This is a genomic window from Paeniglutamicibacter quisquiliarum (genome assembly GCF_019084045.1).
Classification (GTDB): Bacteria; Actinomycetota; Actinomycetes; order Actinomycetales; family Micrococcaceae; genus Paeniglutamicibacter; species Paeniglutamicibacter quisquiliarum.
Window position 1 is genome coordinate 281,391 of sequence record NZ_JAHRED010000003.1, and the last position, 12,576, is coordinate 293,966.

The 12,576-nt window shown below is 65.8% G+C and carries 10 protein-coding genes; 5 read left to right on the forward strand and 5 right to left on the reverse strand.

The window, feature by feature from the left end; translation table 11 throughout:
* Positions 1–26: 26 nt before the first annotated feature.
* Positions 27–359, reverse strand: a complete 333-nt coding sequence (locus KRR55_RS07985; RefSeq protein ID WP_217388548.1) for a putative immunity protein — start codon at positions 357–359, stop codon at positions 27–29.
* Positions 360–840: 481 nt separating this feature from the next.
* On the opposite strand from KRR55_RS07985, the gene KRR55_RS07990 reads away from it, so the two are divergent.
* Positions 841–1,323, forward strand: a complete 483-nt coding sequence (locus KRR55_RS07990) for a hypothetical protein (RefSeq protein ID WP_217388549.1) — start codon at positions 841–843, stop codon at positions 1,321–1,323.
* Positions 1,324–1,915: 592 nt separating this feature from the next.
* Here the strand turns inward: KRR55_RS07990 and KRR55_RS07995 are convergent.
* A complete protein-coding gene (locus KRR55_RS07995) occupies positions 1,916–4,948 on the reverse strand; it encodes an alpha-mannosidase (protein WP_217388550.1) in 3,033 nt (1,010 codons plus the stop codon).
* 241 nt (positions 4,949–5,189) lie between these two features.
* On the opposite strand from KRR55_RS07995, the gene KRR55_RS08000 reads away from it, so the two are divergent.
* The gene (locus tag KRR55_RS08000; protein ID WP_254455963.1) at positions 5,190–6,218 is read left to right on the forward strand and encodes an N-acetylglucosamine kinase; all 1,029 of its coding nucleotides are present in this window, start codon (positions 5,190–5,192) and stop codon (positions 6,216–6,218) included.
* Between the two features lie 63 nt (positions 6,219–6,281).
* Here the strand turns inward: KRR55_RS08000 and KRR55_RS08005 are convergent, their stop codons facing one another.
* Positions 6,282–7,631 (reverse strand): MFS transporter, encoded by a 1,350-nt coding sequence (locus tag KRR55_RS08005; RefSeq protein WP_217388551.1) that lies wholly within the window; start codon positions 7,629–7,631, stop codon positions 6,282–6,284.
* Between the two features lie 263 nt (positions 7,632–7,894).
* Here KRR55_RS08005 and KRR55_RS20580 point away from each other — a divergent pair, with 263 nt between their 5' ends.
* Entirely contained in the window at positions 7,895–8,647 is a 753-nt protein-coding gene (locus KRR55_RS20580; RefSeq protein WP_217388552.1) for a DUF4303 domain-containing protein, read from the forward strand.
* Positions 8,648–8,650: 3 nt separating this feature from the next.
* Here KRR55_RS20580 and KRR55_RS08015 read toward each other — a convergent pair whose 3' ends face one another.
* Entirely contained in the window at positions 8,651–9,319 is a 669-nt protein-coding gene (locus tag KRR55_RS08015) for a zf-HC2 domain-containing protein (RefSeq protein ID WP_217388553.1), read from the reverse strand.
* Positions 9,316–9,819 carry a sigma-70 family RNA polymerase sigma factor gene (locus KRR55_RS08020; RefSeq protein WP_217388554.1) on the reverse strand — a complete coding sequence of 168 codons (504 nt, stop codon included), beginning with the start codon at positions 9,817–9,819 and terminating at the stop codon, positions 9,316–9,318. Before KRR55_RS08020 ends, KRR55_RS08015 begins: the two co-directional genes overlap by 4 nt.
* A gap of 249 nt (positions 9,820–10,068) precedes the next feature.
* Between KRR55_RS08020 and KRR55_RS08025 the strand changes: the two genes are divergently transcribed.
* Together KRR55_RS08025 and purH are read left to right on the forward strand one after the other, a co-directional pair.
* Entirely contained in the window at positions 10,069–10,596 is a 528-nt protein-coding gene (locus KRR55_RS08025; protein WP_217388555.1) for a COG4315 family predicted lipoprotein, read from the forward strand.
* 88 nt (positions 10,597–10,684) lie between these two features.
* Complete coding sequence (purH, locus tag KRR55_RS08030; protein ID WP_217388556.1) at positions 10,685–12,352, forward strand: bifunctional phosphoribosylaminoimidazolecarboxamide formyltransferase/IMP cyclohydrolase; 1,668 nt, start codon at positions 10,685–10,687, stop codon at positions 12,350–12,352.
* The last annotated feature ends 224 nt before the right edge of the window (positions 12,353–12,576 follow it).

The window sequence follows — 12,576 nt, forward strand, 5'->3', positions numbered from 1 at the left end:
CCGCGGCCCGACCGGCGGGCCGGGGATCAGTCGCCGAAGACGTTCCAGCAAATGGCGTTGCGGAGCTTCTGGTCCTCGAGCACCAGCGCGCGGACCGCTTCGGGCAGCCGTTCCCGCTGCCACTGCCGTTCGGCCGCTCGGGCCGGGGCGGCGTCCCGGTGATCGACGGCCGCCCCGGCCGCCCTGATAGCGTGCCGCGGCCGGCCGTCGCCCGGCTGCCGCTCCTCGAAGAGCGGCAGCACGTGTGCGACGCAGTCCAGTGCCCAGCTGGCAAGCTGCCGGTGGTGTTCATCGCCCAGGGTGCCCCCGCGGCGGATGGTGACCAGGCGGGGGTCGCGTTCCCGGGGAAGGAACGGCATGCTGCCAAGATACCTTTCGAGCGGTAACGGACCTGATCCGGGGCATTGGCGGCGTGATCCCCGGATCGCTGCCCGATGGCGGAAGCCCACGCCACCTCCAGCACCGCGGCAATGAGCGCAGGAACGGGCCGACCGACGCGATCACGCGCTGGTTCAGGCCGGGAGCACCAGCATGATGGTTTTTGATGCTCCTATGCTTGTGAACCGCTCTCTGAGGCCTGTTCTTGAAGCCACTTGCTGTACTTGGCAATGCCTTAGCGGAACCGGGACTTTTCGATTTCGATTCATCACATGGTGCCATGCCCGGAATACGAATTGAACTCTTGCCGGGTTAGCAATAGAACTAGTCGAAGAGAGTCAGCGTTTATTACCGCTGATATTGATTGATTCCGGTCGGTTTAGGGCTGGTCTTGACAGTCGAGTCTAGACTGCAGCTATACACCTAGATGTGTGTTCTTGTGATCTCAAACAAGGGGGAAAAATGGAGAAGCGGGACAATTGGGGTAACCCGGGAATGTTGTTGACTTGGAACCCTAAGTACTGGAGCAAGGAACAGTGGGTCCCGCACTACGACAAAGCAGTTGACCGTACGTTGAGGGACGAACCTGTCACCACGACTTGGAGCGTGGGGCAGAAGACTGAAATTAAACGTTACACGGAAGTATGGCTCCATTTGCAGGGCAGCGGAGATCGTGGCCTAATCGGGCATGGTCTGGTCCATAGCGAACCGTTCGTCGAGGAACACTTTTTCTTTGAAAGCCAGCTCAGCCATCACTACGCCGAGATTATATTTGTTGATCTCTGGCCATGGGAGGATCGAATCGACATCGAGGAGTTGAAGGTTGAATGCCCTTCGATCCCATGGAACTCGATACGCCAGTCCGGATTCTCATTGGCTCCCGAACAAGCTGACGAACTTCGTAAAGCTTGGCACAGCACCCCTCGACCGGGCCCATCGAAATAAGCACAGTGGAACTACGTTCTCTTCGCCAGCAGGGGGCTGCCGTTCACCTTGGAGCATGACCTTCCGCTTTGGCTTTGCAAGGCACGTGAAATCTTACGCCGCCCTTTAATTGTGTGACACGCAGCCGGCGAGTCGGATCGATGGTCGGGCGCATCGCAGGCTCCGTCAGGCTTGAACGCCGGGCCGGCATGCGGCGTGGAGCACACTTTCGCCAAGACTGGCGAAACAAAAATGAATGGAGCGACAGAGTAGTCGTTGGGATATGCGCGGGCGACTGCGCCTAATTTCACCGGCAACGATCGATTTCGGTAGAGACTGCGGCATGTTTCGTCGACGAGCACGTGCCTATTGGCCCGGGCAAGCGTCCGCTTTAGCGACTGCGACGCACATGTTGTCTTAGCGGCACCCGAAATCGCAAACCTCAGGCACTGGCGGAGGAGATATGGGCGTCAACGAGGAAAGTCGATTTCACCCTAATCAATTTCTGACCTACTGCGGGCGATCATTGAATGATGATCGATTGAAAGCGAGGCACATTCTCCAGTCAACCTGTAAATCGACAACACGACGCGCCCATCGCCGCCCGTGGCGATTAACCATTGAACCTGAAGCGCAGGGTGCGCACCTCGAAGGCCGTCAACGCAAGCTTCACCGATCCCTCCGAATGCTCGACGATCCCTTCCGGACCCTCGATGGCATCCTCCAGCAAACTGATCACCGAAACCCCTGTCACCGGATGGTGTACGTTCACGGAGCCCGCGGACCGGCGGCCCAGGGACTCGTAGATGCGCACGACCAGGTCGCCGGACTGGTCCCCGGCGAGCTTCACGCTCGAGAGCACGATGCCCTTGCCCTCGAGCGTGACCAGCGGGTCGAACCCGCGGCTGCCGGGGATGGTGCAGGCGTTGCTGTTCAGCAGCGCCCCGGCCTCGGTTGCCGCGGCGATGTCGGCGCCGATGACCAGGCCATAGCGATGTGTCTGGAGGCCTTGGTCGGTTTCCGGATCGGGGAAGCGCGGGGCACGCAGCAGCGACAAGCGCACGTTGGTCACCACGCCGGCCGCGGTCGAATCGCGGGTGACGTCAAAGCCGTAGATCGAATCGTTGACCAGCGCTGCGCCGAAGCCCGGTTCCTCGGCCAGCACGAAGCGGTGCATCGAAGTCTCGAACTTCGCGGCCTCCCAACTGGTGTTCACGTGGGTGGCGCGCTTGTGGTAGCCGAACTGGGTCTCTGCGATCGTCTGCTCGGCGCGGATATCGAACGGGAAAGCGACCTTCAGGAACTTCTCGGTCTCGTGCCAGTCGGTGGCCTGCTCGATGTGCAGCACCTTCGAGCCCGGGGACAGGGTCAGGTCCTGGCGCACCGTCGAGGCGGAGAAGCTGCGCTCGACCCTCACGCGGGCGGTGCCGTCGGCATCGGTGGACAGCGTGAGCGAGTCCAGGTCGCGCAGGTCGGTGACCTGGTTGCGGTAGTACCTGTCCACGTCCCAGGCGTCCCACTTGTTCGGGAAGTCCTGGTGCAGTTGCAGGAGATTGGCCTCGCTGCCGACAGCAATGGTCTCGCGTCCGGTGGCGTGGTCAACGGCGGAGGTGATCAGGCCCTGGCGGGAAATGGCCACGGTGACCAGCGCGTTGGACAGCACGAAGCCCTCCGCCGTTTCGCTTGCGGCCACGGCGTCGGCCACGGCGGCCAGCTCGGCCGCCGGAACGCCGGCACCGGTGCGGATGCCCGAACGGGTGAAGGGCGCCGCATTCAGCGTGATCGGGGTGTCCCCGGTTCCGACCAGCGCGGCCTGCGCGGAGGCGATGAGCGCCTCGGCGGCTTCGGTGACGCGGGCGTATCCGGCCACGACCTCGCGGTGGACCCAGGCGATCGAGGTTCCCGGCAGGATGTCGTGGAACTGGTGCAACAGCACCTGCTTCCACAAGGCGTCGATTGCGGCGTAGGGGTACTCGAAGCCTGCATGCACGGCGGCGGTGGCGGCCCAAAGCTCCGCCTCCACCAGTAGCTGCTCGGTGCGGCGGTTGCCCTCCTTGGTCCGGTGCTGGCTGGTCAAGGTGGCCCGGTGCAGCTCCAGGTAGAGCTCGCCGACCCACACCGGAGGGTTCTCCAGCTCGGTCTTGGCGCGCCTGAAAAACTCATCGGGGTGTTCCCACTTCACCTTGGCACTGCCCTCGAGGTCGGCCAGGCGGCGCGCCTTGCCGGTCATCTCGCGGGTGGTGCCGCCGCCACCGTCGCCCCAGCCCACCGGGGCGATGGAGCCGGTGGCGTGGCGGGACTCGCGGAACTGGCGCGAGGCGCGGGCGACTTCTTCGCCGGAGAGCTGCGAGTTGTAGGTGTCCATCGACGGGAAGTGGCTGAACACGCGCGAGCCGTCGATCCCCTCCCAGTTGAAGGTGTGGTGCGGGAACACGTTCTGCTGGTTCCAGGAGATCTTCTGGGTGAAGAACCATTCGAAGCCGGCGCGGCGCATCAATTGCGGCAGTGCGGGGGAGTACCCGAAGGAATCCGGCAGCCACACCCCGGCGCAGGTCACACCGAATTCCTCACGGAAGAACCGCTGGCCGTAGTGGAACTGGCGGACCATGGACTCGCCCGAGGGCATGACGGTGTCGGATTCGACCCACATGCCGCCCAAGGGCAGGAAGCGGCCGGCGGCCACTGCCTCCTTGACGCGGCCATAGACCTCGGGGCGGTGTTCCTTGAGCCAGGCATATTGCTGGGCGCTTGACATGCCGAAGACGAAATCCTCGTCAACGCCGAGCATCTCCAGCATGGAGGAGGAAGTGCGGGCGACCTTGCGGATGGTCTCGCGTACCGGCCACAGCCAGGCCGAGTCGATGTGGGAGTGGCCCACGGCGGAAATGCGGTGTGCGGATTCGTCGGCCCGCGTGGCCAGCACTTCGGTCAGTTCGGCCCGGGCCGCGGGCGCGGTTTCGCTGATCCGCTGCAGGTCCAGCACGTCCAGCGCATTGTCCATGGCCTGCAGGATGCGCATCCTCCGCGGGCCCGCGGGCAGCTCGGCCTGGAGCTCGAGGAGGACCTCAAGGTCCAGGGAGAGCTCGTGGACCTCGGGATCGAAGATGGCCAGGTCCATGCGGCGGGTGGTGTAGAGATGGCGCGCGGACGAGGTCTGGATGTCGCCTTCCTGCGTGGGAAGGAACGGGTGGTGGCCGAGGAGTATGGGGTTGGCCGCGGCCTCGACGAAATACTCCACCTCTTCGCCTCCCGCTGCGGGATCCGCAATCGGGATCCACTGGTTGCGGGGATTGATCGCCTTCACGGCGGTGCCGTCGCCACGGTGGACCAGCCCCTCGCACTGGAAGCCCGTCATGGTCGTGTCGAATCCCAGGTCGACCAGGGCCTCGACGCGCTTGCCGGCCCATCCGGAGGGAACGGTGCCCCGCAGGCGGAACCATGCGGTTCCCCAGGCCGCGCCCCAGGCGGAGCCGACCCGGTGCTCGGTGTAGTCCAATCCCAGTGCCGCTGCCGGGATGATCGGCTCGCCCGGAAGCTCATGCCAGTCCACGGTGAGCGGAACGGAGACCGGATGGACGGCCGGGTGAATGCGTTCATCGAGAACCCGCGTGACGCGACCGAGGGTCAGGGGAATGTCATCGTGCATGGATGCCTTTCGCCGGACCTCGGCCCGGTGGATGGGGTCTCTGCTCTGGAAAGGTTCTGGACTTCAAGGAATTCTCGTTGGTGACCTGTGTTGACAGCGTATCTGACGCGCCTGCCCCCGCCGCGGCGGGGCCCACGCGAGTCTGGAAGAAAGACCGTCGAGTCGGCTTCCTCCAACCAACCCATGCCGTTTCCACCGTGGCAGGGGATCCATGGACAGCACCGGCGGATACCATGCCATCATGAAGTATGGCATCCACCGGGCCGAGTCCTCCCCGGACGACGGCAGGGTCATCAGCGTGGGCCAAGACAACATCGGCGATGCGTTGGCATCACGCAGGACAGGAACCTTCATGAGCAAACCCCGGCAGACCCCGCTGTCGCTGGTTGGCCTGGACATCGGCGGCACCAAAACCCACGGCCTGCGCTGGAACGGAAGCGAGGTGTGTGCCGAGGCCAGGAGCGGCAGCGCCAACGTGCAGAACGTCAGTGTCGAAACCGCCGGGCGAAACATCGCCGAGGTGTTTGCCGCACTGGGTTCCGGGCCCATCGACCGTGTGGTTGCAGGATCCGGGGGCATCGACACCGAGACGGACGCCGAGTCCCTGCGCGCCCTCATCGCCGTCCATGCCCCGGGCGCCGAGATCCTGGTGGTCCACGACACCCGGCTGATCCTGGCCGCGGGCCGGGCCGCCACCGGCATGGCGGTCATCCTGGGTACCGGTTCGGCGGCCTGGGGCATCAATGGCTCGGGCCGTGAGGGCAGGGCCGGGGGGTGGGGCTACCTGTTGGGGGATGAGGCCAGCGGTTACTGGCTGGGGCGCGAGGCGGTGCGTGCCACGCTGCGCGAGTTCAACCGGGGACAGGCACCCGGCGAGCTGGGCCGCCGCGTGCTTGCTGCCAACAAGGTGGAGTCCCCGGATGAGCTGATTGCGCTGTTCCACGGCGACACGGATCGCCGCTATTGGGCGCAGCAGTCCCCGCTGGTCTTCGAGGCGCTGGCGGCGGGGGACCCCGGGAGCGCGTTGATCGTTGCCGAGGCGGTGGAGCATGTGTGCGGGATGCTCGGGGACCTTGCCGCCCTGCTGGGCCTCGACGGACCTGTCATCATCGGCGGAGGCGTGGGCACGCACCAACCTGTCTTCCAGGACGGGCTGCGCGCAGCCCTGGACGCCATGGGCCTGGGGGACATCCGCTTCCTGGAGGTCGACCCGGTGCACGGCGCACGATTCATCTCCGACCACACCGCCTTGCCCGCAACTGCCCCGTAGGCCGTCGGCGGTCGCGGCCACTGCTGGCTGCCGACTCCGGCCGCCCCAAAAATCGGTGGCGACCTATTGCAGCTGGCGTCCCTTGGTCTCGGGGGCGAGGAATGCCATCAATATGACCGCAGCCAGCACCAGCACCCCGGCGGACAGGAACAGGTTGCCGAGCCCCACCACCGGCCACAGCGCGGCGAAGGCCAGCGGACCGAAGCCGGCACCCAGGCGGCTGAACGAGGAGGCCCAGCCGAAGCCGGATCCGCGCAGCTCGGTTGGATACAGCTCGGAAACGTAGGCGTACAGCACCGGGATGGCGATCTGCACGACGACACCGAAGACCAGCAACCAGAAGAGCGACAGCGCGGGCGCGTTGATGGTCACCGCGACCATGACCAGGACGACGGCCGACAGGGGGCCGGTGATGCCCAGGAGCCATTTGCGGCCCACCCTTTCGACCAGCAGTGCTGCAATGACCACGCCGATCAGGCCCATCAGCGCCATCACCGAGGTCATGAAGAATGCCGTGGACTGCACCATGCCGGTGTCCGCCAGAATGGAGGGCATCCAGGTCAGGGCCAGGTAGTAGACCAACAGGATGGTCAGGAACAGCGACCACGACACCAGGGTGATCCGGGGACTGAAGCGCCAGATCTTCACCAGCTGCTCGAGCCAGGAACCCGCGGACAGCCGCGGCGCGGCCTCCGGTTCCGGGAGCGTGTAGGCCTGGGCCGGGGTTCCGGTCCGTGCCACCAAATCGTCAATGACCTTTGCCGCTGCCTCGCGCTGGCCCTTGCGGACCAGGTAGAGCGGGGACTCCGGAACGCTGCGCCGCACCCAGAACACCAGCAGCGCGGGGAGCACCATGACGGCAAGGATGAGCCGCCAGTTTCCGGTGGTTGCCTGCACCCAGCCGGAAATGAAGAAGGACAGTGCGGCGCCGACGGGCCACCATCCGTCCATGGCCGTGAGCACTCGGCCGCGCTGCTTGGACGGGGTGAACTCGCCGACCAGGGCGTAGTCCACCGGGATGCACCCGCCCAGGCCCACACCGGCAATGAAGCGGAAGGCAACGAACCACGCGAAGCTGGGGGCCAGTGCACCCGCGACGGTGAAGATCGAGAAGATCAGCAGCGTCCAGGTGAAGGCCTTCTTGCGCCCGATCTTGTCGGCGATGGTTCCCCACAGGAACGCACCCAGCGCCATGCCCACCAGGTTTCCGGTGCCCAGCAGTGCGGCCGTGGTCCGGTCAAGCCCCCACTCCGCGGCGACCAGCGGGATCAGTGCCCCGTTGAGCGTGACATCCCAGGCATCGAACATGAACCCGAGCCCGCCGATGATGAAGATCTTGCCCTGCACGCCCCACTTCCACGGCAGGTTTTGGACGACCGACTCGCCGGTGGGTAGTTTCAGGAATTTGTTCATCAGGGATTGGCCTTTGGACAGGTGCGGGCTGACGCAGGACGGGAACGGTCGGGGCAAGAGTGGTGGAGCGGTGGCGCCGGAAGAAAACATGTTTCCGATCCATCGACAACGCTACGCGCTGGAACGGCAATCCACAGAATAACCCTTGACTTTTTGTGGCTTTGCGTTTCACCGATCGGCAGCCCCCGGGGCATCCGACATCGGGCGAAGCCCCTTGTGCCGGGGCTGTTCCGGTGCGGGGCAACCCGGGGTAGGCTCTGGATATGGGAGTAGATTGGACCGCTCTCGAAGAGGCGATACGGGTGTCGGCTCTTCGCCAGGCGGAAGAAATAATTCACCGTCACCCGGACGAAGTTTTCTATGCGATTGCCCTGGACGGGGTGAGCGCCGACGAGACCGACCATATCGATTTGCCCGTGCTTGCCCTGAACTCCGAGGAAGCCCTGACCCGTGCGTTCGCCGGCGGCGACGACGAAGGCGTTGACGAGGACTTCGACGACGAGGACGAAGAGGAATACTTCGAGGAACGTGCCGACGCCGACGACGACGGGTCCGACAGGGACGTGCATCTCCACGACGGCGAGGCCACGGACTCGGACGATGACGACGAGGATGACGACGTTGCCACGGACGAGGATGAGGACGACGAAGACATCGACGCGGTGCTCAAGGAATTCGACGCGCTGACCTCGGATGCCGAACAGGGCTACTACTCGTCGAAATGGAATCCGGCGGACTGGCAGTGGAGTCCGATTGAGCTCTTTGACGAATCGGCGTCGGTCCTGTGGAGCCAGGCGCTGACCAGTGTTGCCAAGGACCACGGGTGGGAAAAGACGAACCGCCTGTACTACGAGATGCTCATCCGCGTCACCGAGTCATTGCGCAACGCCTTGGCCACGGGACGAAACGCGGACGTGGTGGTCTACCTCTCCGACGAGGAGCACGGCGATGCATTGCTGCGCAGGTGCCTCACCGAATCCCAGCTGGCCAAGCACTTCCCGGAACTCGCACATTAGGCATTAGCCGGGCAGGTCCGAAGAGCCTTCCGGGAGGCTGAGTTCGGCGAGGATCCTGGAATCCAGGTCGCGCAACTGGATCGCCGAGATGCGTCCCAGCTCCGTGGGCACGGCCCCGCTCAGGCGGGCCGTGCCCGTCTTCGTGGCGCTCCAGGAGCCGGCCCTGTCGACCTGGCCGGAGCGGTCGACCACCCACAGCGACAGCGTCCCGCTGGTGGGCAAGTCGGTTCCGCTGAATTGCAGCTCGGTGCCCCAGGCCTTGGCGTTCAGACCCAGGTCCACGCGCGGCCCGGCGGCCGAGACCACCTCGTAGCTGGCATCGGGTGCCGGGGCGGGACGCAGCACGGGTGCCAGGAACACGCCCCCGGCCACGGATGCGGCGACCGCCGCCACCGCCGCTGTCCCCAGCAGGGTGCGCCGGGTCCGGCGCCTGGCCCGCAGCCGGTCCAGGAGTTCGACCCCGGGGTCCGAGGCAGGCACATCGGGTTCGGCCGACAACATCGCCCGGGCCGCCTGCACGTCCAACGCGCCAAGCCGCGTCGTCACCGGCGCGAAGGAGGCCAGCTCCTCGCGGCATTGCGCGCATCCGGCCAGATGCTCCTCGAAGGCGCTTGCCTCCTCGGGTTCCAGCCCGCCCAGCAGATAGGCCCCCAGGTCCAAGTGCTCGTTCACTGCTCCACCCCCATTTCCGCCAGGATCCCGCGCAGGGCCCGCAGCGCATAGTACGCACGTGATTTCACCGTGCCCTGGGGTATCCCCAGGCTCGTTGCCGTCTGTGCCACCGTGGAACCGAGATAGTGCAGGTGGACCACGACCTGCCGATGTTCAAGCGTCAAGCGCATCAGCGCCTCTTCCATAAGTATCCTGTCCAGCACCACTTCCATGCCCGTGGTGCCGCCCGCGGCCTCGGGATCCTGGTCGCCCAACGCCGAGGCGGAAATCCGTGCGGCGGACCGGCGATGCCGGTCGATGATCACGTTGCGGGCGGTGGCAAACAGGTAGCTGCGCAGCGATCCGGTCAACTCCGGGGCCGCCTTCCACACCTTGAGCACGGTCTCCTGCACCACGTCGTCTGCCTCGTCTCGGTCGGTGGCCACACGCAGCACAAAACGCCTCAGGGCATCTCCGTGGTCGCGGTAGATGTCCGACACCACTTGCGCATCTAGCGGCACATGGGCTCCATTGGATCGCTTCGGGAACATGGGTTCACCCCACTAAGACGCATCGGTACTTCAAACGGTTCAAACACGTTCCAAGTATGCGCAGAAAAGTCGGCCACGGCGTGAACCCCGACACACCTTGCTGCGTCTTACCCGGTGAGAGATGCCTCGGGAGCACCGGAACAACCAGCCCCCGGGGAGTCCCTGGCCCCCCAGGCAACGGGGGCCCAAGTCCCGCCCCCAAGTGTTAGGAATTGCATCATGTACCCGAAGAACCACACGAAGACCGCCGCCGCGGCACTGTTCCTCGGCGCAGCGCTGCTGCTGTCGGGTTGCGCAGACACCACCCCGCCGGGGCAAAGCCCCGCCGCCACGTCGCCCGGGACCGGTGGTGCATACGAGGCACCGGCACCCAGCGCCTCCGACACGGCCATGGCCGCCGCGGACCTGAAGACCGCGGAAACCAGCCTGGGCACCGTGGTGGTGGACGGCAAGGGCATGACCCTGTACTACTTCACCAAGGACACCAAGGGCACCACCACCAGTGCGTGCACCGGCGAGTGCCTGGATGCCTGGCCGATCGCCGTGGCCACGGGCGACACCCCCGTGGTCGAGGGCGTCACCGGGGAGGTCGGAACCATCGACAGTCCCGACGGATCCAAACAGCTGACGCTCAACGGCATGCCGCTGTACTACTTCGCCAAGGACACCAAGCCCGGCGACGTGCTGGGCCAGGGCGTCAACGATGTCTGGTACGTGGCCTCGCCCGCGGGGGAGATGATCAAGTAACACCGGAGCCATCCAGGAAGTCCGCCGCCAGGGTGCGGGATAAGATGGGCATTGCACCCCCTCAATTTCCGCACCCTGGGAGACTTTTGTGAGCCAGATTGTCCTTGATCGCGTCCCGCTTCGCCGGGCCCTGATTTCCGTCTACGACAAGAGTGGTCTGGAGGAGCTGGCAGCGGGCCTGCACGCGGCCGGCGTCGCACTGGTCTCCACCGGTTCCACCGCCAAGCGCATTGCCGCTGCCGGGATCCCGGTCACCGAGGTCGAGGAAGTCACCGGTTCCCCGGAGATGCTTGACGGCCGCGTCAAGACCCTGCACCCGCGCGTGCACGGCGGCATCCTGGCCGACCGCCGCGTCCCGGAGCACATGAAGACCCTTGAGGACATGCAGATCGAGGCCTTCGACCTGGTCGTGGTGAACCTCTACCCGTTCGTCGACACCGTGCGCTCCGGCGCCGCGATGGACGACGTCGTGGAGCAGATCGACATCGGCGGACCGGCCATGGTGCGTTCGGCGGCCAAGAACCACGCCGCCGTGTCCATCGTCGTGGACCCTGCCTACTACTCCGAGGTCATCGCGGCGGCCTCGGCCGGCGGCTTCGACCTCAAGTCCCGCCAGCGCCTGGCCGCCAAGGCCTTCGCGCACACCGCGGCCTACGACACCGCGGTCGCCTCCTGGACCGCCGCCCAGTTCCTCGACGAGGACGGCGACGGCGTCATCGACTGGCCCGCATACTCGGGCCTGGCCCTTGAACGCTCCGAGGTCCTGCGCTACGGCGAAAACCCGCACCAGCAGGCGGCGCTCTACGTCGACAAGGCGGCCCCGTCGGGCATCGCCCAGGCCGACCAGCTGCACGGCAAGGCCATGAGCTACAACAACTACGTCGACGCCGACGCCGCGCTGCGCGCCGCCTTCGACTTCGACGCCCCGGCCGTTGCCGTCATCAAGCACGCCAACCCGTGCGGCGTCGCCGTGGCTTCGGCAGATGCGGCCGACCCGATCGCCGACGCGCACGCCAAGGCCCACGCCACCGACCCGCTCTCGGCCTTCGGCGGCGTCATCGCCGCCAACCGCACCGTGACCGCCGGGATGGCCAACACCGTCAAGGACATCTTCACCGAGGTCGTCATCGCCCCGGCCTTCGAACCCGAAGCAGTGGAGATCCTCTCCAAGAAGAAGAACATCCGCCTGCTGGCACTGCCCGAGGGCTACGGCCGCTACCCGGCAGAAATCCGGCAGGTTTCCGGCGGCGTGCTGGTCCAGGTCTCCGACAAGGTCGACGCCGACGGCGACAACCCGGCGAACTGGACCCTTGCCGCCGGCGAGGCAGCCGACGAGGCAACGCTCGCCGACCTGGCCTTCGCCTGGACCGCAGTGCGTGCCGCGAAGTCCAACGCCATCCTGCTGGCCAACAACGGCGCCGCAGTGGGCATCGGCATGGGCCAGGTCAACCGCGTGGATTCCTGCAAGCTTGCGGTCGAGCGCGCCAACACCCTGGGCGTCACCGTCGAGTCCACCGTGGATGCAGCCGGCGGAGCCGCGGGTGCCGAGGGCACCTCGGCGGAACGCGCCCGCGGCGCGGTTGCTGCCTCGGATGCGTTCTTCCCGTTTGCGGACGGACTGCAGATCCTGCTGGATGCCGGCGTGCGCGCCGTGGTGCAGCCCGGCGGTTCGGTTCGCGACGAGGAAGTCATCGCCGCTGCCAACGCCGCGGGCATCACCATGTACTTCACCGGTGCACGCCACTTCTTCCACTAGGAACTGGTGATCCGGCTGCCGTCGGCGTTCCCCCCACCGGGAGCGCCGACGGCAGCTTTCTGTTTTAATCGCTGCCGGGCCATTTTGCGGGCGGGGCCCCAAGGGACGTCCACCGGCGAAACTTCAACGACGCCGTCATTTGCCCCTGAGACGACTGCACTTTTCATCCATGGTCCCCTGCACTGCAATTGCCCGTGCGCAAATGGAATGCGATCCGGCCAGTC